This window comes from uncultured Piscinibacter sp. (assembly GCF_937952055.1).
In the GTDB taxonomy this organism is placed as follows: Bacteria; Pseudomonadota; Gammaproteobacteria; order Burkholderiales; family Burkholderiaceae_C; genus Piscinibacter.
Window position 1 is genome coordinate 77,433 of the sequence record NZ_CALFYO010000034.1, and the last position, 23,130, is coordinate 100,562.

The following is a 23,130-nucleotide window of genomic DNA, read 5'->3' on the forward strand; positions in this document are numbered from 1 at the left end:
GATGCTCTCGGTCAGCGAGATCAACACCTATTACGGCGACAGCCACATCCTGCGCGGGGCCAGCCTGGAACTGCCGGCGCACACCGCGCTCGGCCTGCTCGGCCGCAACGGCATGGGCAAGACCACGCTGATTCGCACGCTGATGGGCTACGTGCGCCCGGCCTCCGGCCGCGTGGCCTGGGAGGGCCGCGAGGTCACCGGCTGGGCGCCCGAGCGCATGGCGAAGCTGGGCATCGGCTACGTGCCCGAGGGGCGCGGCATCTTCCCGAACCTCTCGGTGCGCGAGAACCTGCTGATGAGCGCACGCGCCGGCGTCGACGGCCGGCGCGACTGGACCGAGGAGCGCGTGCTCGCCACCTTTCCGCGCCTGGCGGAACGGCTCGGCCACGGTGGGCAGCAGCTCTCCGGCGGCGAGCAGCAGATGCTGTCCATCGGCCGCGCGCTGATGACCAACCCGAAGCTGATGATCCTCGACGAGGCGACCGAGGGCCTTGCGCCGTTGATCGTCGCCGAGATCTGGCGCGTCATCGGCGAGATCCGCGCCACCGGCATCAGCACGCTGATCGTCGACCGCGACTACCGTCGCGTGCTCGCCCACACCGACCGCGCCGCGGTGATGGAGAAGGGCCGCATCGTGCTCGCCGGCGCGAGCGACACGCTGGCGTCCGACCCGGCCGCGCTGTCGCAGTACCTCGGCGTCTGAATCCCACCGCAGAAGGAGCGACCATGATCCTCGAACTCGCCGACATCCGCATCCAGCCCGGCCAGCAGGCCGCCTTCGACGAAGCCATCCTGCGCGGCGTCGGCAGCGTGATCAGCCAGGCGAAGGGCTTCCGCGGCTTCAAGGTCAACAAGGGGATCGAGTCGCCCGAGCGCTACATCCTGCAGATCTTCTGGGACACCCTGGAGGACCACACGGTGCACTTCCGCGGCGGCCCGCTGTTCGCGCAGTGGCGCGCCATCGTCGGCCCGTATTTCGCGCAGCCGCCGGTGGTCGAGCACTTCGAGCTGCTCGGCAAGTCCGACTGAGCCGGCGCTACAGGCGCGCCAGCGTCTGCGCGTCGCGGCGGCCGCCGAAGAACCTGGCGATCGCCGCGCCGAACAACGGCTCCTGCGGTGCCACCGCCTCGAACAGCGTCATGCAGGAGTGGAACTTCAGGTCGTCGGGCGAGCCGAGGATCTGCTGGATGCCGCGCCCCTGCACGGCGTTGACCAAGGCGGTGCACTCGCGCAGCCGCGCACCGAGCAGCGGGTGCGCCAGGTAGGCCGCCGCCTCGGCGCACCCCGAGATCGCGTAGCGCCGCGCCATGTCGCTCCTGCCCAGCCCCTGGAGCTGGGGGAAGACGAACCACATCCAGTGGCTCGCCTTGCGGCCGTCGCGCAACTCGGCCACGACCTGCGCGTAGACCGGGTCCTGCGCCTGCAGGAAACGCTGCAGCCCGAAGCGGTCTTCAGCCGATGGCGACGACATCGAAGTCGCGCTGCAGCGCGCGCCACACCGTCGGCGCGGTCAGCGGCATCTGCACGCGCTCGGCGTCGCGCCCGAGGCCGGCGTCCGCCAGCGCATCGACCACCGCGTTGACCACCGCCGGCGTGGCGCCGATGGTGCCGAGCTCGCCCACGCCCTTCACGCCCAGCACGTTGGTCGTGCAGGGCACCGAGGTGTCGAACACCGTCTTGAAGCCGCGGAAGCCGTCGGCGTGCGGCAGCGCGTAGTCCATGAAGCTGGCGGTAAGCAGCTGGCCGCCGTCACGCTCATAGACCACCTGCTCGCACAGCGCCTGGCCGATGCCCTGCACCGCGCCGCCTTCGACCTGGCCGCGCACGATGGTCGGGCTGACGACCCTGCCGATGTCGTTCACCGAGGCGTAGGCGGCGATCTCCACCACCCCGGTGTCGGGATCGACCTCGACCTCGCAGACGTGGCAGGCGTTCGGCCAGCTCGGCGCGCCGGCGGTGGCGCCGCCCTCGGCGGTGATGCGCGCCGCAGGCTGCTTCGCGGCCAGCTCGAACAGGCCGATGCCGCGGTCGGTGCCGACGATGCCGAAATGGCCGGCACGGTATTCGATGTCGCGGGGCGCGGCCTCCAGCGCCTCGCCGGCGAGTTCCTTCGCCTGCTCGATCGTGCGCTCGGAGGCCACCTGCACCGCCGAGCCGCCGGTGAACAGCGAGCGCGAGCCGGCGCTGCCGAAGCCGTTGGCGCGGTCGGTGTCGCCGTGCAGGATGCGGATCTGCTCGATCGGCACGCCGAACACGTCGACGGCGAGTTGCGCGAAGCTGGTGGCAATGCCCTGCCCCATCGGCAGCGTGGCCACGGTCAGCTCGATCAGGCCCTGCGGAAGCACGTTCACCGTGACCTGCTCGGACAGCGCGTTGCCGCCCGTCCATTCGAGGAAGGTGGCGATGCCACGGCCGCGCAGCCGGCCCCGGGTCTTCGACGCCGCGCGGCGCGCCTCGAAGCCGTGCCAGTCGGCCAGCGCCAGGCCCTGGTCGAGCATCTTCTCGAACTGGCCGACGTCGTAGGTCTGTCCCATCGGGTTCTTGTAGGGCATCTGCGCAGGGCGGATCATGTTGCGGCGGCGCAGCTCGGCGCCGTCGAGCTTCATCTCCCGCGCCGCGGCGTCCATCAGCCGCTCGATGATGTAGATCGCCTCAGGCCGGCCCGCGCCGCGATAGGCGCCGGTCGGCGTGGTGTTGGTCATCACCGCGCTGAGCCGCAACGAGATCGTCGGGATGTCGTAGATGCTGGTCGACACCCAGGGCCCGATGAGCAGCTGGATGGCCACGCCCACCGTCATCGCGTAGCCGCCCACGTTGGCGTAGGACCGGGTGCGCAGCGCCAGCACCTTGCCGTTCGCGTCGAGCGCGAGTTCGGCGCGCGTGACCACGTCGCGGCCGTGCACCGAGGCGCTGAACTCCTCGAGCCGCTGCGCGCACCACTTCACCGGCCGCCTCAGTTCGCGCGCCGCATGGGCGACGACGATGTCCTCCGGGTACAGGCCGGTCTTCATGCCGAAGCCGCCGCCGACATCGCCGACGAGCACGCGCACCTGCTCCTTGGGCAGGCCGAGCGAAGCGGCCACGCCGTCGCGCACCGCGGTGGGCATCTGGCTGGACAGCGTGATGACGAGCCGGCCGCTGCCGGCCTCGGTCTCGGCCAGCACCACGCGCGGCTCCATCGAGGCCGGCGCGAGACGCTGGTTGACGAGGTCCAGCGCCACCACATGGGCCGCCGTCTCGAAGGCCGCATCGGCCGCCGCCGCGTCGCCATGGCGCATCTCGGCGGCGATGTTGTCGGGTGCGGCATCGCACAGCACGGGCGCGCCGGGGCGGATGGCCTGCAGCGGATCGGTCACCGACGGCAGGTCCTCGTAGTCGACCATCACCGCCTCGGCTCCGTTCATCGCCGCCTCGCGCGACTCGGCCACGACAGCGGCAACCGCCTCGCCGACGTAGCGCACGCGGTCCAGCGCCAGCGCATGGCGCGGCGCCGAGGCGCCGGGCTGGCCATCCGGCCGCGGGAAGGGCACGGCCGGGCCGATCGGCTTGACCCCGGCGGTGGCGAGGTCGGCGCCGCTCCACACCGCCAGCACGCCCGGCACGGCCCGCGCCGCGCCGGTGTCGACGCCGCGAATGCGCGCATGCGCGTGCGGTGAGCGCAGGAAGACCAGGTGCGTCTGCGCGGCACGGGCCAGGTCGTCGGTGAACTGGCCGGCGCCGCGCACCAGCGCCGGGTCCTCGATGCGGCGCACCGCCTTGCCGCTGCCGTAGCGGCCTGCTTCCACCGTCGCGCTCATGCCTTCTCCCCCGACGCGGCCATCGCCTGCGCCGCCTGCTGCACGGCGGCGACGATGTTGACGTAGCCGGTGCAGCGGCACAGGTTGCCTTCCAGCGCCTCGGCGATCTGCGCCTCGCTGGGCTGCGGCTGCTCGCGCAGCAGGCCGCAGGCCGCCATCAGCATGCCGGGCGTGCAGAAGCCGCACTGCAGGCCGTGGCAGGCCATGAAGGCCTCCTGCAGCGGGTGCGGCCGATCGCCGCTCGCCAGCCCCTCGACGGTGGTGACGCGGCGGCCCTGCGCCTGCAGGGCGAGGATGCTGCAGCTCTTCACCGCCTGGCCATCGAGCAGCACGGTGCAGGCGCCGCACTGCGCGGTGTCGCACCCCTGGTGCGTGCCGGTCAGCGCCAGCGGGCCGCGCAGCAGTTCGACCAGCAAGGTGGTGGGAGCGACGTCGGTCTCGACCGGCCGGCCGTTGACTTCGATGCGGAGGGTCGTCATGCGCAGGTACCTCGGGACAGTGCGGCTGCCATCCTAGTGCCGATCGACGCCGGCTGCAGCACCGCCTGGTCGAAGGAACACGGCCGGCCGCGAACCTCACCGCAGCCCTCGGAGGGAGAAGGATCCGATGCGACGCCAGGCCCTCTGCCTGATCGCCCGCCTGCCCCTGCCAGCGTGCGAGACGGCCCCCGAGGATCGCGCCGCTCAGCGCCCGCTGGGCGCGCCGGCCAGCGCGTCGGCGAGCAAGCGCTCGAAGCCCGGGTAGGCTTCGCGGCGGATGGCGACCTTGCGCACGTGCGCGCCCCAGGGCTCCCCGCTGCGCAGTGCGGCCTTGAAGGCGGCGGCATCGACGATCCAGCTGCCGCCGAGCAGCGTCACGCCGCGTGCGAACAGCGGGTCGGGCAGGCAGCCCGCGCCGGGGCCGATCAGCGCCACGCGCTGAGCCTGCCGGCAATGCGAGAGCACCTCGTCCAGCGTGTCGTTGAGCAGCACCGTGCTGGTGGAGAGGATCTTGTTGCAGCGCGCCAGCGCAGCCGGGTCGAGCGTGACCTGCCAGCCCTCGCGCGGCCCGGCCAGGTCCTCGCGCAACTCCACCACGGTGAGCTGCGCGCCGGTGGCCAGCACCTGCTTCACCAGCGGCGGGAACAGCCCCACCATGCCGACCTGATCGCCCGCGGCGAGATCGAGGTCGCCGATCGAACCGCCCGCGGCCGGTGGCACGTAGCCGGCGCGGTCGAACAGATGGCGCGTCAGCGCGTTGACGGCGGCGAAGCCCAGTGCACGCTCCTCGCCATGGCCTTCGGCGTAACGCCGCGCCAAGGCCAGTGAGTCCATGCCCAGCAGGCCGGTGCGATCGCCCGGCGCGCGCAGCTGCGCCAGCGTGCCGCCGAGCAGCACGAAGCTCAGGCCAAGCGACCCGTCGTCGAGCTCGATGGCGCAGAACTCGCCATCGCGCGTGCCGTCGGCGGCGGGCGGCGGCAGGTGCAGCGCGTGCACGCGCGGCAGCGGGCAACGCGCGGCAAACCGCTCGAGCAGCACGAGAAGGTCGTGGGCAACGTCGCTCATCGGCGCACTATCGGCGAGTCCGCCCGCTTCCGGCTTGATCTTTCACAGGCCGACACGTCCCGGAGCGGGCCGCGCGGACTCCGGCATGCCGCGCGGCCCCTTCACCTTCGCCTCATGTCGGCGCGGCGCCGGCTGGCATCATCCGCCCATGCGCGTGCTGCTGGTGGAAGACGACGCCATGATCGGCGAAAGCCTGCGCGAGGCGCTGCGCCGCCAGGCCATGGCCTGCGACTGGGTGCGCGACGGCCGCGCCGCCGAGGCCGTGCTCGCCAGCGAACGTTTCGACGCCGTGCTGCTCGACCTGGGCCTGCCGCAGCGCGACGGGCTGGACGTGCTGCGCAGCCTGCGCGCCCGTGGCGACGCGACGCCGGTGATCGTGCTCACCGCGCGCGACACGCTGCCCGACAAGGTCAAGGGTCTGGACAGCGGCGCCGACGACTACCTCGTCAAGCCCTTCGAACTCGACGAACTGCTCGCTCGCCTGCGCGCGCTGCGCCGCCGGCACGACGGCCGCGCGAGCCCCGTGCTGCAGGTGGCCGACCTCACGCTCGACCCCGCCACGCGCGAGGTGAAGCGGGCCGGTCGCCCCGTGCTGCTCTCGGCGCGCGAGTTCGCGCTGCTGCAGGCGCTGCTGGAGCGGCCCGGCGCCATCGTCTCGCGCGCACAGCTCGAAGACCGGCTCTACGGCTGGGGCGAGGAGCTGGAGAGCAACGCCATCAGCGTCTACATGCACCAGCTGCGCAAGAAGCTGGGCGACGACCTGCTGCACACTGTGCGCGGCCTGGGCTACTACGCCGGCCCGCCCAAGGACGGCAGCGCTTGAAGTCGGGCGCACTGCACTCGCTGCGCGGGCGGCTGTTCGCCTTCCTGCTCGCGCTGGCCGGCATCACCGCCCTCGCGGTGGGCGGCGCCACCTACGTCAGCGTGCGCGCCGAGGCCGACGAACTGTTCGACTACCACCTGCGCCAGATGGCGCTGTCGCTGCGCGACCAGGGCCGCATCGGCGACGACGAGCGCGACGCGCTGGCCAACCCCGAGTTCGACTACGTGGTGCAGGTGTGGTCGGTACAAGGCGTGACGCTCTACACCAGCCGGCCGCGCGGTCTGACGCAGGCGCTGCCGCCGCGCGCCGTGCTCGGCTACAGCCAGGTGCGCCTGGCCGGCGAGGAGTGGCGCCTGTTCGCCGCCGCCACGCCGCTGCGCGTGGTGCAGGTGGCGCAACCGCTGGCGGTGCGGCGCAGGCTGGCCACCACGGCGGCGCTGCGCAGCGTGCTGCCCATCGCCATCGCTGCGCCGCTGGTGGCGATGGGGTTGTGGTGGATCATCGGCCTGTCGCTCGCGCCGCTGCAGCGCGTGGTGCAGGCCGCGCGCTCGCGCAGCGCCGACAGCCTGCAGGCACTGCCCGAAGCCGGCCTGCCGCAGGAACTGCAGCCGCTGGTGGGCGCCTTCAACGGCCTGCTGGCGCGGCTGGCCGAAGCCTTCGAGACGCAGCGCCACTTCGTGGCCGACGCCGCGCACGAACTGCGCACGCCGCTGACGGCGCTGAAGCTGCAGGTCGGCCTGCTGCAGGGCACGCCCGCGGGCGCTTCGCAGGACGAGGCGATCGCCCAGCTGCGCGCCGGCGTGGATCGCGCGACGCACCTGGTGGAGCAATTGCTCGCGCTGGCCCGCGCCGAACCCGGCGCCACCGCCGCGCCGATGAGCCAGGTCGACCTCGCCGAGGTGGCCCGCCAGGCGATCGCCGACGCCGAGCCGCTGGCCGCCCGCCGTGGTGCGGCGATCACGCTGGACGCCACCATGCCCGTGCGCATGCGCGGCGATCCACAGGCCCTGCGCAGCGCCATCCGCAACCTGCTGGACAACGCGGTGAAGTTCGGCGGCAGGCGCGTGGCGCTGACGGTGCAGGCCACCGAGGGCGAGGGATGGCTCGTGCGCGTGGACGACGACGGCCCGGGCATCCCGCCCGGGCAGCGCGAGCGCCTGGTCGACCGCTTCCAGCGCGGCGAGACGCGCGAGGTGGAAGGCAGCGGCCTGGGCCTCGCCATCGTGCAGGCGGTGGCACGGCGGCACGGGGCGACGCTCACGTTCGGCACGGCGGCGCAGGGCGGACTGCGCGTCGACATGCGCCGGGGTCCGATCACCTGACCCCGGACGTCCGGCCCCCGGCCGCAGGGGTCGCGCCGCGGGTCGATCGGCGCTACCCTCGCGTTCACAACAAGGATGCGGTGCGTCGCGGCGCCTTCGTGGCCTGCGCGCTGCCTCGCAAGGAGACGACGATGCGGCCAAGCTCACGGCGCGCCTGCGGCATGCTGCTCGTGCTCGCACTGGCCGGTTGTTCACGCAACGACGCTGCGACCCCGGTGCCCGCGCTGCCGGTGGCGCACCTGGCGGCGTCGCTGGAGGATGAGCTCGCGCTGATCCTGCCCGACCTGATGGACCTGCTCGTCGATCCGGCGGCCGGCGTGCTGTTCGCCGCAGCCGACCGTCATGCCCGGGCCGACCCCGAACCCACGGCCGCCGAAGCCTGGCAGGCCGTGGTCGACGCGGCGTCCCAACTGGCGCGGACCAGCGACACGCTGGCCGATCCGGCGCTGGCCAGGGGCCGGGCCGATTGGCTGCAATGGACCGATGCGATGCGCGACGGCGCTGCCGCCGCGGGTGCGGCGGCGCGGCGTCGCGACGCGCGCGGCCTGTATGCGGCGGGCCTGCAGCTGCGGGCCAGCTGCCAGGCTTGCCATGCGCGCTTCGCGTCGCAGATCGCCGAGCCGCTCGCGCTGCGCGCGCCGCGCTAGCCGCTTCGCGCCTTGCCCTTGCACTATCTGATGTTCGATCTCGGCGAGGCCGGCGACGGCGTGGCCACGCTGGAGGCGATGGCGTCGACGCCGCGGGACCAGCATGCCGCCGTGATGGCCGAAGTGCAGCAGATCCTGGATTGGGCGTGGCGCCATTTCCCGCACAGCCATGGACCGGCCGACGACGGCAACGACTGGGATCACGACCTCCAGGTTGCGATGGAGGACGGTGGCTGGTGTGCCGTCAACCTGTCGTTGACCGGCTCGCTGCACTTCGTGGCCGAGTTCCTCGCGGCCTTCGGCGAGCCGCACGACTGAGGCGTCGGCTTCCAGCCTGCCCATCCATCCGGCGCCACGACGCCGGCGGTCCTGCCGAAGACACGAGATGGGGCGCCCTCAGCCGCGGCTCTTGAGGGCCGCATCGGCCTGCGGCCAGACGCGTTCGCCGCGGGCGCGCACCGCGGCCGCCTCGGCCGCATTGCCCTGCGCCGCGAGCGCGCGCGCCAGGCCGCGCAAGGCCCAGCCGCTGTCGGGCAGCACCGCCAGGTCGGCGCGGAAGGTCGCCTCGGCGTCGGCCGCGCGGCCGAACTGCAGCTGCAGGTCACCCAGCGCCAGCCGCGCGCCGGCGGCCAGCAGGGGCGGCTCCTTGTCGTCGGCATCCCTCGCTGCCGCCACCGCGCGGGCTTGCTGCGCCAGCGCCTCGTCACCGCGGCCGTCGGCGGCGGCCAGTTCGGCGCGCAGACGCGCGAGCATCGCGTCGGCGATGTTGCGGATGCCGAGGTCCTCGTCGCTGGCCGACGCGTGCGTCGCGCGCAGCGTCGCCGCGCCCGCATCGGCGGCCTGCAGCGCCGCTTGCGCTTCGGGCAGGCGCCCGAGTCGCACCAGGGCGACGCCGCGCGCCGACTGACCGACGGCCGCGGCCATGCCGCGCGCGCCCGTCGCCGGCGGCTCGTCCAGCAGCGCCTCCCAGCGTTCCAGGCGCAGCAAGGTCAGCTGCGGAACGCTGCGGAAGTACTCGCTCCATACCGTGTCGCGCTTGGCGCGCCCGGCGACGCTGCGCGCTGCGGCCAGCGCGGCCTCGCCACGCCCTTGCATCAGTGCGGCATACCAGAGGAAATGCGTGTTGTGGCCGCGCCAGTCCTTGCTGACCCCAAAGCCCTGCGCCTTCTGCGCCTCGTCCTGCGCATCCTCTGCCGCCAGGGCGCTCTCGTTGCGCGCGGCCGCATCGGCATAGCGGCCCACGCGGATGTAGATGTGGGCCGGCATGTGCACCAGGTGCGGCGCACCCGGTGCCAGCGTGGCCAGGCGGTCGGCCGCGGCCACGGCGCGGGCGGCATTCGAGGGAGCATCCGCGGCGTGGATCAGGTAGTGGTTCAAGCCGGTGTGGCCGGGCTGTGCCTCGAGCAGGGCCTCGAGCCGTTCGACCATCTCGGCGATGCGCGGCAATGGCTTGCCGGTGGTCTTGTCGTACCAGTCGTCCTTGGCGACGATCATGGCCGCCTCGGACCACAGCGAGAGGATGTCGGCGTCGTCGGGATAGGCCATGACGAGCGCGTGCAGGCGCTCCGCATAGGCGATGTCCAGCGGATGGGCGGCCTTGTCGCCCCGTGCCCCCCGGCACACATCGGCGTCCGACGGCGTGAAGGCCGGACCGGTGCGCGCGGCCACGTCGTAGCGCGTGGCCATCGCGTCGATCAGCGCACGCTCGCGCGCGCTGGCGTCCTGCCCATGGCGCGAGGCATGGTCGATGTACCGCCGTGCCTCGGTGAGATCACCGCGCTCCCGGGCATTGATGTTCGGACCGAGCTGCCAGGCCACGCCCCAGGCGCACATCGCGCAGGTCGGGTCGATCGCCAGCGCGGCCTTGAACTGGCGCACGGCCTCCTTTTCGTTGAAGGCGTAGGCCTGCAGGACGCCTGCGTGGTAGAGCCGGCGTGCGGCGTCGCTGCGTGTGGTGACCGGCGCGTCGATGCGGCCGAAGCCCTCGAGCTGCGGCGCCGTGGCGCCGCGGTCGGGCTGCAGCGGCACGAGGGCGCAGGCAGCGAGGACACCCAGCACGACCAGACTCATGCCGCGCAGAACGGCGTGCGGGCGCTTGTTCATCGGCACTCCTTCGTGGCCGCCCCTTGTACTGAGGCGCCCCGCAGGTGTCAATCTCGAGCTCGGCTCAGGGCCCCCCCACCCGCGCTGCCCGCATCAGCAAGTCCGAGGCCTGCAGGACCTTGGCGCGCAGCCGCGGGGGATAGTCCGCCGGCAAGGCGTCGATGAAGCGCGTCACCGCCGAAGCGACCTGGGGCGAGGAATGCCCTCCCAACGTGGCAGCCAGCCAGGATTCATCGAAGAACAGCGCGCCGGTCCGGTGGACCTCCAGCAGCATGTCCAGCGCCTCGGGCACCAGCGCCGCGGAGGCTTCGGCCCGCTGCGGACCGTTCAGCAGACTCAAGCCCTGCACGACCCAGATCTCGCGGCCGCGGTTGGCGGGGTCCCGCAATGCCCGGAACCAGCGCTCGCGCACGCCTGCGTCGGCCGAGACAGCCCCGCGGACGAACTCGAAGCGTGCCCTGCGGTCCGGGTTGGTGATGCGGTCGCGCTGCGCATCGAGCAGAGCCTGCTCGCCGTCCACGTCACGCAGGGCCAGCGCGAAGGCAAGCGCCGTCTCGTCGGCTTCGACCAGGGGAAGGCCTGGGAGGCTTGCTTCGCGCTGCCACAGCGCGCGCAACCAGGCGACCGTCTGAGGCGTGGTGGCGACTCTTCGCAGCCCGGCGAACCAGGTCGATTTCAGGCCCGGCTCGGGCGCAGCGTCGAGGCGACCGCGCAGCAGCGACTCCAGCGCCGGGGCTCGTTCGGCCCGTTGCACCGGGGTCAGGAACCGCCACCACACGACGTTCAGGTCGCCGAGCCAATCGCCGATGAGCTGAGCGTCGCGCTCGCTGCGCAGGTTCAACGTGGCCATCTCGAACCAGCGGCCCGGCGCCATGCGGCCGCCGAGCAGCGCGTCCCACAGCGCGGACCACGCCACGCTCCGCGTCAGCGGGTCGCCGATCTCGGGGATGCGGGTTTGCAGATGGTCCTGCGAACGGGCATCGAGCTCGAATTCACCATAGCCCCAGCCGTCGCCGCCCGCCAGCACGTAGTCGGGCACGCAGCCTGCGAGCAATCCCGTCAGGTCGACCTCGCGGCCCACCAGCCCGGCCACGATGCGACGCGGCTGCGCGCCGCAGCCCGCCGTGACGCGCAGCTGCTGCGGCCACAGGCGGTTCCGCCCCTGCGGGTCGCGCTGCTGCAGCGCCAGCCGTCGCACGCGGCCCTCGTGCACGTCGAGCTCGGTGCGGATCACCGGGCGTCCCGGCTCGTCGACCCACATGCGGCTCCACTGTCTCAGGTCCCGCTTCGTGCGCCCGGCAAGGGCGGCGATCAGGTCGTCCCAGGTGGCGTTGCCGAAGGCGTGCCGGCGCAGGTAGCTGCGCACGCCGTCGCGAAAGGCCTTCTCGCCCAGCAGCGCTTCGAGCTGGCGCATCACCACCGGCGACTTGTCGTAGACGATGGGGCCGTACAGGCTGCCTGCGTCGCCGAGGTTGTCCAAGGGCTGGCGGATCGGGTTCGCGCCCGCCGAGCGGTCGACGGCGTACGCGCTGCCGTGGTGCGCCAGGAAGAACTGCAGGTCGTGCCGCACCTGCGGGAACTGCGGCTCGATCACCTTGTCGGCAATGAAATTGGCGAAGACCTCCTTGGTCCAGACGTCGTCGAACCAGCGCATCGTGACCAGGTTGCCGAACCACATGTGGGCCGTCTCGTGCGCGATCACGTGGGCGCGCGCGAGAAGTGCGTCCTGCGTCGCCGACTCGTCGAGCAGCAAGGACTCGGCCCTGTAGGCGACGTTCCCCGCGTGCTCCATGGCACCGGGCTGGAACGCCGGGATCAGGACGAAGTCGAACTTGGCGAACGGATAGGGGATGCCGGTGTAGCGCTCCAGGGACGCCAGGGACTGCGCGTGCAGATCGAACAGCACGTCGCGGTTGCGCGCCAGCTTGGCGACATCGTTCTCGCGGTGGAACATGCGCATCGTGCGGCCGGCGCGCGTCGCGGTCTCGACCTTCATGTCGCCGACGACGAAGGCCAGCACGTAGGTCGGCAGCGGCCGGGTGGCGTGGAAACGCACACGCACACGGTCGCCGATCGTCCGCCGGTCGCGCTCGGCGCCGTTGGCCACCGACTGCCACGGGGCCGGGTGTTCCAGCGAGACGGTCCAGCGGCCCTTGAGATCGGGCTGGTCGAAGCAAGGCAGCGCCCGCCGCGCATTGGCCGGCACGAACCAGGTGTAGAGCAAGTTGCCGCTGCGGTTGAGTGGTGCGTCGCCGGCACGAAAGTCGATGCGCACCGTGTTCTCGCCGCGACGCAGCCGCGACGCGGGAATCACCAGATGGCCGTTGACCGCGCGGGTGGGCACCACGACGCCGTTGGCAGTGACGGTCGCCTCGGCTGCGCCTTCGGCGTCGAAGTCGATCACCAGCGGCTTCGTCCGGTCTGCCAGTCGAAACCGCAGCACGTTGGTGCCCGACACCGGTTGCGCCTGGGCCGCCGGAATCGACATCGTCAGTTCGTAGCGCAGGTGGCTGATCTGGCGTGCCCGCGCCCTGGCCAGATCCAGCGCAACGCCTGCAGCCGGTTCGCCGGTCTGCGCCCCCGCATCGGCCGGCGCGAGCAGGGTCATGACAGCCGCCAGCGCCCAGCCACACCACGTCGCCTGCCGGACCATTTCTTTTCGCGCCCCCTCGGTTGACGCAAGGGCGTGCGGACAGGTGGCCACGCCGACCGAGGAATTATGGGTGCGTGCGTATCGGGTGTCACGCTCGCGGCGTCGCCGGACTGGAACGGAACGTGGTCGCTGCGGGCGTACCGGAGCGGCAGAGCACCCGCGTCGTCACCCGCGATGGCATCACCGAGGGATGCCCGATGCGCGAGCCCGCGCCGACATGGGCGCAGCAGTACGGCGCGCACCCTCGAGGCGGTTGCACGGGGGACCGGGTTGCGGCGCTGACCACGCGCCGTCACGCATCGTGCGGTGCTGCCCGCCGCCGACCGCGTGCCGCACGCCCGAAGCATCGAAGGCCACTGCCGGCCCTCGGAGATTGAGGCGACTCAAGCCGCCCGGCGCACGCGCGACGCCACGCGATGTCCCCTTTCCCCGGCCGGCGGCGACGATACGCCTCATGCTCTCGATCTGGTGGCGCGTCCTGCCGCACCGGATGAGGCGTGCCACCGGGACGTGGTGGCCGTGATCCGGCCGCGCCGGTGATGCTCCGCCGAGGTCCGTCTTGCGCACCGTAGCGGTAGCGGTCTTCACTTTCACCTCACCTTCGCCTCACCGCCCCCTCACCCCCACTTTCTAGAGTGCTCCTCATCCGCTGCCGCCACGCAGCGTTCCCGACGAAAGGAGCCTCACATGTCCCGCAAGCTCACCGCCACCGCTGCCGCCTCGGCGCTGCTGGTGCTCTCCCTGGCCGCCACGGCGGCCGATGCCTGGACACTGCCGTCCTGGCTGCATCGCGGCGAGGCCGCGGCCGCCGCCACCTCCACCGTCACCGCGCCCGCCACCGCGGCGCCACTCGCCGCGAGCACGCTGGCCACCGGCCATCTGCCCAACTATCGCGCCATCGTGCAGTCGCAAGGTCCGGCGGTGGTGGGCGTCACGGTGGCCGGCCTGCGCAACGCGTCCGACCCGGGCGACGACGACGGCGGCCCCGATGCCGACAGCGAGCCGTTCTTCCGCTTCTTCCGCGGTATCCCCGGCCTGCGCCTGCCGCCGCTGGACGCACAGCCCTTCCGCGGCCAGGGCTCGGGCTTCATCGTCAGCGCCGATGGCCTGATCCTCACCAACGCGCACGTGGTGCGCGGCGCCAAGCAGGTGACGGTGAAGCTGTCCGACCGGCGCGAGTTCGCCGCCAAGGTGCTGGGCAGCGACGCCACCACCGACATCGCCGTGCTGAAGGTCGACGCCAAGGGCCTGCCCACCGTCACGCTGGGCGACGCGCACGCCGTGCAGGTGGGCGACTGGGTGCTGGCCATCGGCGCGCCCTACGGATTCGAGCAGACGGCCACGCAGGGCATCGTCAGCGCCAAGGGCCGCTCGCTGCCCGGCGACAGCGTCGTGCCCTTCATCCAGACCGACGCCGCCGTGAACCCCGGCAACTCCGGCGGCCCGCTGTTCGATTCGGCCGGCCGCGTGGTCGGCATCAACGCGCAGATCTACTCGCAAAGCGGCGGCTTCCAGGGCCTGGCCTTCGCGATTCCCGTGGACGTGGCGTTGCACGTGAAGGACCAGATCGTCGCCCACGGCCGCGTCGACCATGCGCGACTGGGCGTCACCGTGCAGGACCTGTCGGCGCCGCTGGCGGCCTCGTTCGGCCTGTCCGCGCCGAATGGCGCGCTGGTGTCCGCCGTGGCGCCGGGCAGCGCGGCGGAGAAAGCCGGCCTGAAGGTGGGCGACGTGATCACCGCGGTCGACGGCCAGAGCGTGCAGGTGGCCGGCGACGTCTCCAGCCGCATCGGCCTGGCCAAGCCGGGCGAGCAGATGAAGCTCTCGGTGTGGCGCGACAAGTCGCGCAGCGAGCTGGCGGTGACCCTCGGCCGCGCCGAGCCGCCGCGCCAGCAGGCCTCGGCGGAGGCCGAAGGCGGCACGCTCGGCCTGGCGGTGCGGCCGCTGGAGCGCGACGAGCTGCGCCGCACCGGGCTGGACCACGGCCTGCTGATCGAGCAGGTGTCGGGCCCCGCGCAGCTCGCTGGCGTGCGGCCGGGCGACGTGCTGCTGGCACTCAACGGCAAGCCGGTGCAGCGCATCGAGCAGGTGCGCGAGGCACTGCGCACCAAGCCGGCCTCGGTGGCGCTGCTCGTCAGCCGCGGGGGGCAGCAGATCTTCCTGCCGGTGAACCTGGGCTGAATCAGCGGGCGCGACAAGCGGTCCGCGCGCGCGTAGCATGACCGCCAACATGCTGGCGCGTCCGGCTGCACGGAAGCGCCGAGCGCGGCCATGGAGATTCATCGTGCCCTACGTCCATCGCAACGCCAGGGGTGAGATCGAGAGCCTGCATCGCTCGCCGACGCTGGACGCCGTCGAGTACCTGCCGCAGTCCGCGCAGGAGGTGCAGCGCTTCCTCGGGCGGGAGGACTCGGCCGACGCCTACGCGCGCCTCGATGCCGACGTCGTGCGCGTGCTCGAGGACCTGCTGGAGGTGATGCTCGCCAAGGGGCTGCTGCGCGTCACCGACCTGCCCCCGGCCGCGCAGGCGAAGCTCTTCGCCCGCAAGCAGCATCGCGAGCGCCACGGCGCGCCGGCCCCCTTCGCCGCCTCCGGCTTCGTCGACATCATCGACGACAGCGCGTTCGCCGCCCTGGGCCGGCGCGACGCGCCCGGGTAGCCTGCGGCTTCGGCGGACCGCATGTCGGCCCGCCTGGCGCCATCCTGAAGGAGTCGTCCCGTGCTCGGAGCCATCGCCGGCGATGTCATCGGTTCCGTCTACGAGCGGAACAACGTCAAGACCAAGTCCTTCCCGCTGTTCGATGCGGCGAGCCGGTTCACCGACGACACCGTGCTGACGGTGGCGCTCGCGCACTGCCTGCTCAGCGGCGACGCGGTCGGCGCCGTGATGCGCGACTTCCACGGCCGCTATCCGCAGGCGGGCTTCGGCCCCACCTTCCTCGCCTGGGTGAACGCCGGCGAAGGCGCGAGCGCGCCGCGCAGTTCGAGCAACGGCGCGGCAATGCGCATCAGTCCGGCGGCCTGGGCCTTCGACACGCTGGACGAGGTGCTCGCCGCGGCCGAGCGCTTCACGGTGGTCACGCACGACCATCCGGACGGCGTGAAAGGCGCGCAGGCCGTGGCTGCTGCCGTGTTCCTGGCGCGGCAAGGCGCGACCAAGGCAGACATCCGCCGTCACGTCGAAGCGGCATTCGGCTACGACCTCGCGGTGCCGCTGGACCGCGTGCGGCCGGCCTACGCCTTCGACCTGTCCTGCGCCGGCACGGTACCGCACGCGATTCGCGCCTTCCTCGAGGCCGAGGACTTCGAGGATGCGCTGCGCAACGCCATCTCGATCGGCGGCGACTCCGACACGCTGGCCTGCATCGCCGGGGCCGTCGCCGAGGCGCACTTCGGCGGCGTGCCACCGCACATCGCCGTGCCGGTCTGGCAAGCGCTCGATCCGTCGCTGCGCGAGGTCACGCAGCGCTTCTGCGACCGCCATGGCATCAAGGTGGCGGTCGATCCTGCCGCGCCGGCGTGCGAGCATGTCGAGACGCCACCCGCCCGTTCGTCGCGGCGGTGAAGCGAAGCCTGTCGCTTCGGCGCGCTGCACGCTGGCAGCCTTCAAGGAGGGATCCTCATGAACTCATCGTCGACCCGCCTCGTGCTGATGGTGGCCACGCGCAAGGGCGCCTGGCTGTTCCATGGCGATGCGCAGCGCGACGCCTGGACGGTCGACGGCCCGCACTTCCTGGGCCACACCATCAGCCACGTCCGGCTCGATCCGCGCGACGGACGCACCCTTCTGGCCGCGGCCAGGACCGGCCACCTCGGGCCGACGGTGTTCCGCTCCACCGACCTCGGCCGCAGCTGGAAGGAGGCGCGCCAGCCGCCGGCTTTCGACAAGCCCGCCAACGGCTTGGCGGCGCGCTCCGTGGACCACACCTTCTGGCTGACGCCGGGCCACGCCGGCGAGCGGGACAGCTGGTACGCCGGCACCTCGCCGCAGGGCCTGTTCCGCTCCGAGGACGGCGGCGTCAGCTGGAAGCCGCTGCCGGCCGTCAACGACGACGCGCAGTTCCGCGAGTGGATGGGCACGGTGCAGGACGGCACGCCCGACGGCCCGAAGCTGCATTCCATCATCGTCGATCCGCGTGACCCGGCGCACCTGTACTTCGCGATGTCCGGCGGCGGCGTGCACGAGTCGCACGACGCGGGGCGCAGCTGGTCGACGCTGATCGAGGGGCTCGAGGTGGTCGAGGGCTTCGACGTCGGCACGGTGACCTTCCACGACCCGCACTGCGTGCGCCTGTGCCCCGGCAACCCCGACCGGCTCTACCAGCAGAACCACTGCGGCATCTACCGGCTCGACCGGCCCGCCAGACGCTGGCAGCGCATCGGTCGCGCGATGCCGGCCGAGGTCGGCGACATCGGCTTTCCGATGGTCGTGCATCCGCGCGATCCCGACACCGCCTGGGTGTTCCCGATGGACGGCACCGAGGTGTGGCCGCGCACCAGCCCGGCTGGCCGCCCGGCGGCCTACGTGACGCGCGATGCGGGCCAGTCGTGGCAGCGGCTCGACCAGGGCCTGCCGCAGGTCCAGGCCTGGTGGACCCTGAAGCGCCAGGCGATGACGGTCGATGCGCTGCCGGAGCCGGCGCTGTACCTGGGCACCACGAGCGGCGAACTGTGGATCGGCCACGACGGCGGCGCGCGCTGGGTCAACCTGGCACGCCACCTGCCGGAGATCTACGCGGTCGAAGTGGCGCAGACGGCCTGAGCGCACCGCGATGAAGGTGCTCGTCCCCGGCGCGCTGCGCTCCTACACCGGCGAGTCGCGCGTCGAGGCGGCCGGCGAGACGCTGTCCGCGCTGTTCGCCGACCTGGACCGCCGCTACCCCGGCCTTCGCTTCCGCGTCGTCGACGAGCAGCAGCAGCTGCGGCCGAACATGCGCGTGTTCGTCAACGGCCGCTGCGTGCGCGACCTCGGCCACGCCCTGCAGCCGCAGGACGACGTCGCCATCGTGCTGGCGCTCAGCGGCGGCTGAGCCGGGGCGGCGCGGGCCCGGCGCCGGTTCAAGGGACAATTGGCGCCTGCCCGTCCCGGGCCCCACCTCTCCGCGGAACCGGCCATGGACCTGAAGCTACCCATCACCATCATCGACGAACTGAGCGAGGACGAAGTCCGCGCCCAGGGCGAGCTGGACTTGGCCAGCGGCGAGATCCGCAACGTGCGCTACGAGGACTACGACGCCGCCGCGCAGGGCCTGCCCGCCTCGCGCAAGGACTACGAGTTCAGCGTCGGCGTCCTGCGCAACGGCCAGCGCGAGGTCGAGTTCCGCATCGAGGCCGACGCCCTGGGCGGCCGCTACTCGGTGGCGCCCAGCGAGCTGCTGGAGCTCAAGGGCCGGGCAGCCAAGCTGTTCAGCCAGCCGCCGTCGAACCTGCACTGAGGCCCGCCGGCCTCAGGCCGGCAGCATGAAGCCGGCGAAGAAGTCGGCCAGCGACCGGTGCGCGTCCAGCGGCAGCACGTGGGCGATGTATTGGTCGGGACGCACCACCACCAGCGCACCGCGGCGGCGGTCGATGCCGCGCAGGTCGAAGATGTCCGGCCCGCTCTTCAGGTCGGGGCTGAACACCTTCTCGTAGTCGCGCAGGCCGAGTCGCCCCTTGCGTGGCAGCAACAGCGCCGGCATCGATTCGATCGCCAGCTCACGGTGGCCCTGCGGGAAGACGGCGCGCAGGTCGAACACCGCGTCGACGTCCTGGCCCGCCCGCGTGAAGCGGCGCAGCGGCGACTCGCTCGACTCCTCCAGGAAGCGGCACAGGCCGCGCACGCCCGCGGCCGGGTCCGCGTGATCGTTGGCGCCGGCGAAGGCATACAGGCGCCAGCGGCCGTCGGCCTTGCCGACATGGCCGAGCTGCATCGGCCGCGCGTCGGCGATGCGCAGCACCGGCGCCGAGTGGAAGCGCGTGCCGATCACGAAGCCGGTGGCCAGGTGCTGGTGCGTCGCCTCACCGCAGATGATCGACGGTCGGTAGTGCGTGCCCATGCCGGCCGTGAAGCGGCCGTGGCGCTCGAAGTACTGCTGGAACGCCTTCGGGTCGACGCCCTCGGCGTTGCCGCCGGCGCCTTGCCTGGCCCGGTCGCTGAACATCTTCGCCCACTCGCGGTCGAAGTCGATCAGCTCCTGCGCCGCCGGCTGGCGCTCGGCCGAGTAGGTGTGCAGCAGCTGCGGCGTGCACTGCCCGCGCAGCACCGCGGCGAGCTTCCAACCGAGGTTGAAGGTGTCCTGCATCGAGAAGTTCATGCCCTGCCCGGCCTTCGGGCTGTGGGTGTGGCAGGCGTCGCCGGCGATGAAGACGCGCGGCTGCTGCGTGGCGAGGCCCCCGGCCGGCACGTCGTCGTACTGGTCGCAGATGCGCTGGCCGATCTCGTAGACCGACCACCAGGGCACCTCCTTCACCTCCAGCGTGTAGGGCGCGAGGATGCGCTGCGCGGCGCCGACGAGCTGCTCGAGCGTGATGTGGCGGCTGGCCACACGCTCTTCCTCGCCGAGCTTGTCCATCTCGACGTACAGGCGCACCAGGTAGCCGCCCTCGCGCGGAATCACCAGCAGGTTGCCGTGCGCCGACTGCACCGCCGACTTGTAGCGGATGTCCGGGAAGTCGGTCACCGCCAGCACGTCCATCACGCCCCAGGCGTGGTTGGCCGAGTCGCCCACCAGCTGCCGGCCGATGGACCTGCGCACCTGGCTGCGCGCGCCGTCGCAGCCGACCACGTAACGCGCGCGCACCGTCTCGGCCTGGCCCGCATGGGCGGCATCGGTGCGCTCCAACCGCACGGTCACCGGGTGGTCGGCAGCGGCGCGCTCGACCGACACGTCGAGCACCCGGCGCGCATAGTGCGGCTCGAGCCGGCTCGGCGACCGGCGCATCGTCTCGAGGTAGAAGTCGTGCACCCGCGCCTGGTTCAGCACCACGTGCGGGAATTCCGACAGGCCGTCTTCGGTGTCCTGCACGCGGCCGTGGCGCACGATGCGGCCGGGTTGCTGCTCGTCGGGCCTCCAGAAGGTCACCTCGTTGATCCAGCAGGCCTCCTTCACCACCCGCTCGGCGAAGTCGAAGGCCTCGAACATCTCCATCGTGCGGCAGGCAATGCCGTCGGCCTGGCCGAGTTGCAGCGGACCGTCCTTCTGCTCGACGATGCAGGTGCGGATGTCGGGGAAGGCAGCGAGCTGCGCCGCCAGCGTGAGGCCCGCAGGGCCGCAGCCGACGATCAGCACGTCGACCTGCGACGGCGCGGCGTCCTGGTGCGGCGCCGCCCGGGGAGACGCGTCGAAGACGTGGGGATCGCCGGGCCTGAAGCCGTTCAGGTGGAACTGCATCGCGCGTGCTCTGTGGGTTGCGGAGACCAGAGTGTGACGCGGCGCGCGTTCCTGCCGAGAGGAACGCCGGGCCACGGTCGTCGCACTAGCTGGCTCGACGGCGTCGCAGGGCCCCCGCGGCACGTCGGGTGCCGCCGCGTGCAGGCTCGGGCCGACGTGCCATCACCCAGTCGTAGAAGCCTTGCGCCGCGACGGACATCCCTCGGTCGCGCCGCCGCACGAGGTAGATGCGGCGCGTCAATCCGGGCCAGCGGAGCGGCCGCGTCACGAGATCAGGCGCGCGAAACTGGTAGAGCGTCAGCGCCGGGACGACACTGATGCCCAGGCCGGCACGCACCATGCCGGCGACGGTGGCGAGCTGGTCGACCTCGAGCACCGCGGGCAGCCGCTGAGGGTGCGTGGCCGCGTCGATGTACTGGCGCACGCTCGATGTGCGCGAGAGATGGATGAAGGGCCAGGGCGCCAGGTCGCGCGGGCGCGGGTCGCGCTGCGTCGCCAGCGCGTGTGTCGCCGGGCAGACGAGGTGGAAGTCGTCGCTGCAGAACAGCTCCGCGCGCAGCTCGGGGGTTTCGGCGCGCGTCGCGGCGAGCGCGAAGTCGGCGCGGCCGCTGCGCACGAGTTCGATGCAGGGCTCGGAGAGCACGTCGGCCACCTCGAGCTCGATGCCGGGGTACTCGGCATGGAAGGCGGCCAGCACCCGCGGCAGCCAATCGGCTGCCAGCGAAGGCAGCAGCGCGATCGACACGCGGCCGCGCTCGCGGGCGGCGCGCTCGCGCATGCCTGACAGCGCAGCTTCGAACTCCGCCAGCACGCGTCGCGCCGAGCGGTCGAACTCATCGCCCTCGGGGCTCAGTTCGACATGGCGCGTGCTGCGCTCGAACAGGCGCACGCCCAGCGACTCCTCGAGCTGGCGGATCAACGCGCTGAAGGCCGGCTGCGAGAGGTGACAGGCCGCCGCCGCGCGCGTGAAGTTGCGCTCGGCAGCCAGTGCCATGAAGGCGCGCAGTTGGCGTGTGGAGATATTCATCTGTGAAGCAGATCAATCGATCGCGAGTTTCGATTTCACAGATTAGCGCGGCCTGCCTAGAGTCGCCCCCGAACAAGCACCGAGTCGCCGCCGGACACGCGGCGACCGCAGGAGACGATGACTCAACCCCTATTGCGCATCGGCTGCGCAGCCGGCTTCTCCGGCGACCGCACCGACGCCGCCGGCCCGGTCGTGGACGCGCTGGTCGCCAGCGGCGGCGCGGCTGTGCTGATCTTCGAGACGCTCGCGGAACGCACGCTGGCCCTCGCCCAGCTCGCGCGCCGCCAGGATCCGACGCTCGGCTACGAGCCGCTGCTCGACGAACTGCTGCGCCCGGTGCTGGCGCGCTGTCTGGGCGCCGGGGTACGCATCGTCAGCAACTTCGGCGCGGCCAACCCGGAGGGCGCCGCGCGCCGCATTCACGCACTGGCGCGCGAACTCGGCCTGCGCCCACCCCGTGTCGCCGTCGTCGTCGGCGACGATCTCGGCGGCGGGGCGCAGCGAGCGCTCTGGCAACACGCAGCCGAAGGCCTGAACGTCGTGTCGGCCAATGCCTACCTCGGTGCCGGCTCGATTGCCGACGCGCTGCTCGACGGCGCGGACATCGTGGTGTGCGGCCGCGTCGCCGATCCCTCGCTGGCCGTCGGCCCGGCGCTGGCCCACTTCGGCTGGCGCCGCGACGACTGGGACCGCATCGCCCGCGCGACCATGGCCGGCCACCTGCTCGAGTGCGGCGCACAGGTCAGCGGCGGCTATTACGCCGACCCGGGGCTGAAGGACGTGCCCGACCTGGCGCATCTGGGCTACCCGATCGCGGAGATCGATGCCGAGGGGCACTGCACCATCACCAAGCCCGCGGGCACGGGCGGTCGCATCGACGAGCACACCGTCAAGGAGCAGTTGCTCTACGAGGTGCATGATCCCTGCGCCTACCTGACGCCCGACGTGGTGGCGGACGTCGGTGCGGCCGCGGTCACGCAGCAGGGCACGGATCGGGTTCGCCTCACGGGGGTGCGCGGCCACCCGCGCCCCGAGGGCCTGAAGGTCAACATCTGCCACGAGACCGGCTGGCTCGCCGAGGGCGAGATCTCCTATGCCGGCGCACGCGCCGAGGCGCGCGCGCGCCTGGCCGCCGAGGTGCTGCGCGAGCGCTTGAAGGGCCTCGGCCCGTTGCGCGCCGACCTGATCGGCGTGGCCAGTGTGTTCGGCGACGACGGCGGCCGCTGGCTCGCCGCGCTGCCGGCCGGCGAGGCGCGCGACGTGCGGCTGCGCGTCGCGCTCAGCCATGCCGACCGGGGCCGCGCCGAACGGCTGCTGCGCGAAGTGACCGCGCTCTACACCTGCGGCCCGGCCGGCGGGGGCGGCGTGCGCACGGCACTGCGCGCACGGCTCGGCACGGTGTCGTGCAGCGTGCCGCGCGCGCAGGTGCCGTCGTCGCACCGCTTCGTCGAGGCCTTGACGTGATGGCCGCCGCCATCGTCGCGCCGCTGCACCGGCTCGCCCACGGCCGCACCGGCGACAAGGGCAACCGCTCGAACATCAGCGTGATCGCCTGGCATCCGGCGTTCTGGCCGCTGCTCGTGGCCCAGGTCACCGAAGAGGCGGTGGCGCGCCAGTTCGCGCATCGCCGTCCCGCGTCGGTGACGCGCTACCTGCTGCCATCGCTGCAGGCCATGAACTTCGTCATCGACGACGTGCTCGACGGCGGCGTCAACGACTCCCTGAACCTCGACAGCCACGGCAAGGCGCTGTCGTTCCTGCTGCTCGACCTGCCCGTCGAGGTACCGCCCGACCTGGCACGGCACCTCGTCGGGCCGGACTGACGATTTCCACCGCCAACGACC

The 23,130-nt window shown here is 72.4% G+C and carries 22 protein-coding genes; 14 read left to right on the forward strand and 8 right to left on the reverse strand.

Translation table 11 applies throughout. From position 1 onward, the window contains the following. The first annotated feature begins 1 nt into the window (after position 1). Both Q0599_RS25935 and Q0599_RS25940 read left to right on the forward strand, forming a co-directional pair. Positions 2–703: an ABC transporter ATP-binding protein gene (locus Q0599_RS25935; RefSeq protein WP_298835674.1), complete on the forward strand. Its 702-nt coding sequence runs from the start codon at positions 2–4 to the stop codon at positions 701–703. Between the two features lie 23 nt (positions 704–726). Beyond that, the gene (locus tag Q0599_RS25940) at positions 727–1,029 is read left to right on the forward strand and encodes an antibiotic biosynthesis monooxygenase (RefSeq protein ID WP_298835676.1); all 303 of its coding nucleotides are present in this window, start codon (positions 727–729) and stop codon (positions 1,027–1,029) included. 7 nt (positions 1,030–1,036) lie between these two features. On the opposite strand, the gene Q0599_RS25945 is transcribed toward Q0599_RS25940, so the two are convergent. From Q0599_RS25945 to Q0599_RS25960, 4 genes are all read right to left on the reverse strand, one after another. Next, positions 1,037–1,471 carry a DUF1810 domain-containing protein gene (locus Q0599_RS25945; protein WP_298835678.1) on the reverse strand — a complete coding sequence of 145 codons (435 nt, stop codon included), beginning with the start codon at positions 1,469–1,471 and terminating at the stop codon, positions 1,037–1,039. Beyond that, entirely contained in the window at positions 1,452–3,797 is a 2,346-nt protein-coding gene (locus tag Q0599_RS25950; protein WP_298835681.1) for a xanthine dehydrogenase family protein molybdopterin-binding subunit, read from the reverse strand. Before Q0599_RS25950 ends, Q0599_RS25945 begins: the two co-directional genes overlap by 20 nt. Further along, complete coding sequence (locus tag Q0599_RS25955; RefSeq protein ID WP_298835683.1) at positions 3,794–4,276, reverse strand: (2Fe-2S)-binding protein; 483 nt, start codon at positions 4,274–4,276, stop codon at positions 3,794–3,796. Before Q0599_RS25955 ends, Q0599_RS25950 begins: the two co-directional genes overlap by 4 nt. 204 nt (positions 4,277–4,480) lie before the next feature. Next, positions 4,481–5,341, reverse strand: a complete 861-nt coding sequence (locus Q0599_RS25960) for a DUF364 domain-containing protein (protein ID WP_298835684.1) — start codon at positions 5,339–5,341, stop codon at positions 4,481–4,483. Between the two features lie 148 nt (positions 5,342–5,489). On the opposite strand from Q0599_RS25960, the gene Q0599_RS25965 reads away from it, so the two are divergent. The 4 genes from Q0599_RS25965 to Q0599_RS25980 all read left to right on the forward strand — a co-directional run bounded on the left by Q0599_RS25965 (position 5,490) and on the right by Q0599_RS25980 (position 8,451). Continuing rightward, positions 5,490–6,164 carry a response regulator transcription factor gene (locus Q0599_RS25965; RefSeq protein WP_298835686.1) on the forward strand — a complete coding sequence of 225 codons (675 nt, stop codon included), beginning with the start codon at positions 5,490–5,492 and terminating at the stop codon, positions 6,162–6,164. Beyond that, positions 6,161–7,486: an ATP-binding protein gene (locus Q0599_RS25970; RefSeq protein ID WP_298835688.1), complete on the forward strand. Its 1,326-nt coding sequence runs from the start codon at positions 6,161–6,163 to the stop codon at positions 7,484–7,486. The genes Q0599_RS25965 and Q0599_RS25970 overlap by 4 nt, the downstream gene beginning before the upstream one ends. A gap of 131 nt (positions 7,487–7,617) precedes the next feature. After that, positions 7,618–8,133 (forward strand): hypothetical protein, encoded by a 516-nt coding sequence (locus tag Q0599_RS25975; RefSeq protein WP_298835690.1) that lies wholly within the window; start codon positions 7,618–7,620, stop codon positions 8,131–8,133. Positions 8,134–8,145: 12 nt separating this feature from the next. After that, positions 8,146–8,451: a hypothetical protein gene (locus tag Q0599_RS25980; protein WP_298835693.1), complete on the forward strand. Its 306-nt coding sequence runs from the start codon at positions 8,146–8,148 to the stop codon at positions 8,449–8,451. 78 nt (positions 8,452–8,529) lie between these two features. Here Q0599_RS25980 and Q0599_RS25985 read toward each other — a convergent pair whose 3' ends face one another. Further along, positions 8,530–10,236, reverse strand: coding sequence for a hypothetical protein (locus Q0599_RS25985; protein ID WP_298835695.1), 1,707 nt, complete (start codon positions 10,234–10,236; stop codon positions 8,530–8,532). A gap of 64 nt (positions 10,237–10,300) precedes the next feature. Beyond that, a complete protein-coding gene (locus tag Q0599_RS25990; RefSeq protein ID WP_298835697.1) occupies positions 10,301–12,844 on the reverse strand; it encodes a M1 family aminopeptidase in 2,544 nt (847 codons plus the stop codon). Positions 12,845–13,576: 732 nt separating this feature from the next. On the opposite strand from Q0599_RS25990, the gene Q0599_RS25995 reads away from it, so the two are divergent. The 6 genes from Q0599_RS25995 (at position 13,577) to Q0599_RS26020 (ending at position 18,324) form a co-directional block, all read left to right on the forward strand. Then, positions 13,577–15,070 (forward strand): Do family serine endopeptidase, encoded by a 1,494-nt coding sequence (locus Q0599_RS25995; protein ID WP_298835699.1) that lies wholly within the window; start codon positions 13,577–13,579, stop codon positions 15,068–15,070. 103 nt (positions 15,071–15,173) lie between these two features. After that, entirely contained in the window at positions 15,174–15,548 is a 375-nt protein-coding gene (locus Q0599_RS26000; protein ID WP_298835702.1) for a hypothetical protein, read from the forward strand. 60 nt (positions 15,549–15,608) lie between these two features. Beyond that, positions 15,609–16,454: an ADP-ribosylglycohydrolase family protein gene (locus Q0599_RS26005; protein WP_298835704.1), complete on the forward strand. Its 846-nt coding sequence runs from the start codon at positions 15,609–15,611 to the stop codon at positions 16,452–16,454. Positions 16,455–16,511: 57 nt separating this feature from the next. Next, entirely contained in the window at positions 16,512–17,651 is a 1,140-nt protein-coding gene (locus tag Q0599_RS26010) for a sialidase family protein (RefSeq protein ID WP_298835706.1), read from the forward strand. 10 nt (positions 17,652–17,661) lie between these two features. Next, positions 17,662–17,919 (forward strand): MoaD/ThiS family protein, encoded by a 258-nt coding sequence (locus Q0599_RS26015; protein WP_298835708.1) that lies wholly within the window; start codon positions 17,662–17,664, stop codon positions 17,917–17,919. An 84-nt stretch (positions 17,920–18,003) separates the two neighbouring features. Continuing rightward, the gene (locus Q0599_RS26020) at positions 18,004–18,324 is read left to right on the forward strand and encodes a hypothetical protein (protein ID WP_298835710.1); all 321 of its coding nucleotides are present in this window, start codon (positions 18,004–18,006) and stop codon (positions 18,322–18,324) included. 12 nt (positions 18,325–18,336) lie between these two features. Here the strand turns inward: Q0599_RS26020 and Q0599_RS26025 are convergent, their stop codons facing one another. Together Q0599_RS26025 and Q0599_RS26030 are read right to left on the reverse strand one after the other, a co-directional pair. Next, on the reverse strand, positions 18,337–20,259 hold the full coding sequence (locus tag Q0599_RS26025) for an FAD-binding monooxygenase (protein WP_298835712.1): 1,923 nt from the start codon (positions 20,257–20,259) through the stop codon (positions 18,337–18,339). 85 nt (positions 20,260–20,344) lie between these two features. Then, positions 20,345–21,286, reverse strand: coding sequence for a LysR family transcriptional regulator (locus tag Q0599_RS26030; protein WP_298835713.1), 942 nt, complete (start codon positions 21,284–21,286; stop codon positions 20,345–20,347). A 117-nt stretch (positions 21,287–21,403) separates the two neighbouring features. On the opposite strand from Q0599_RS26030, the gene Q0599_RS26035 reads away from it, so the two are divergent. Together Q0599_RS26035 and Q0599_RS26040 are read left to right on the forward strand one after the other, a co-directional pair. Further along, positions 21,404–22,750 (forward strand): acyclic terpene utilization AtuA family protein, encoded by a 1,347-nt coding sequence (locus Q0599_RS26035; RefSeq protein ID WP_298835715.1) that lies wholly within the window; start codon positions 21,404–21,406, stop codon positions 22,748–22,750. Then, positions 22,750–23,109, forward strand: coding sequence for a hypothetical protein (locus Q0599_RS26040; RefSeq protein ID WP_298835717.1), 360 nt, complete (start codon positions 22,750–22,752; stop codon positions 23,107–23,109). Before Q0599_RS26035 ends, Q0599_RS26040 begins: the two co-directional genes overlap by 1 nt. The last annotated feature ends 21 nt before the right edge of the window (positions 23,110–23,130 follow it).

Coding starts and splice junctions, on each gene's coding strand:
- Q0599_RS25935 (WP_298835674.1), top strand. CDS start 2: ATGCTCTCGGTCAGCGAGATCAACACCTATTACGGCGACAGCCACATC.
- Q0599_RS25940 (WP_298835676.1), top strand. CDS start 727: ATGATCCTCGAACTCGCCGACATCCGCATCCAGCCCGGCCAGCAGGCC.
- Q0599_RS25945 (WP_298835678.1), bottom strand. CDS start 1,471: ATGTCGTCGCCATCGGCTGAAGACCGCTTCGGGCTGCAGCGTTTCCTG.
- Q0599_RS25950 (WP_298835681.1), bottom strand. CDS start 3,797: ATGAGCGCGACGGTGGAAGCAGGCCGCTACGGCAGCGGCAAGGCGGTG.
- Q0599_RS25955 (WP_298835683.1), bottom strand. CDS start 4,276: ATGACGACCCTCCGCATCGAAGTCAACGGCCGGCCGGTCGAGACCGAC.
- Q0599_RS25960 (WP_298835684.1), bottom strand. CDS start 5,341: ATGAGCGACGTTGCCCACGACCTTCTCGTGCTGCTCGAGCGGTTTGCC.
- Q0599_RS25965 (WP_298835686.1), top strand. CDS start 5,490: ATGCGCGTGCTGCTGGTGGAAGACGACGCCATGATCGGCGAAAGCCTG.
- Q0599_RS25975 (WP_298835690.1), top strand. CDS start 7,618: ATGCGGCCAAGCTCACGGCGCGCCTGCGGCATGCTGCTCGTGCTCGCA.
- Q0599_RS25985 (WP_298835695.1), bottom strand. CDS start 10,236: ATGAACAAGCGCCCGCACGCCGTTCTGCGCGGCATGAGTCTGGTCGTG.
- Q0599_RS25990 (WP_298835697.1), bottom strand. CDS start 12,844: ATGACCCTGCTCGCGCCGGCCGATGCGGGGGCGCAGACCGGCGAACCG.
- Q0599_RS25995 (WP_298835699.1), top strand. CDS start 13,577: ATGTCCCGCAAGCTCACCGCCACCGCTGCCGCCTCGGCGCTGCTGGTG.
- Q0599_RS26010 (WP_298835706.1), top strand. CDS start 16,512: ATGAACTCATCGTCGACCCGCCTCGTGCTGATGGTGGCCACGCGCAAG.
- Q0599_RS26015 (WP_298835708.1), top strand. CDS start 17,662: ATGAAGGTGCTCGTCCCCGGCGCGCTGCGCTCCTACACCGGCGAGTCG.
- Q0599_RS26020 (WP_298835710.1), top strand. CDS start 18,004: ATGGACCTGAAGCTACCCATCACCATCATCGACGAACTGAGCGAGGAC.
- Q0599_RS26025 (WP_298835712.1), bottom strand. CDS start 20,259: ATGCAGTTCCACCTGAACGGCTTCAGGCCCGGCGATCCCCACGTCTTC.
- Q0599_RS26030 (WP_298835713.1), bottom strand. CDS start 21,286: ATGAATATCTCCACACGCCAACTGCGCGCCTTCATGGCACTGGCTGCC.
- Q0599_RS26035 (WP_298835715.1), top strand. CDS start 21,404: ATGACTCAACCCCTATTGCGCATCGGCTGCGCAGCCGGCTTCTCCGGC.
- Q0599_RS26040 (WP_298835717.1), top strand. CDS start 22,750: ATGGCCGCCGCCATCGTCGCGCCGCTGCACCGGCTCGCCCACGGCCGC.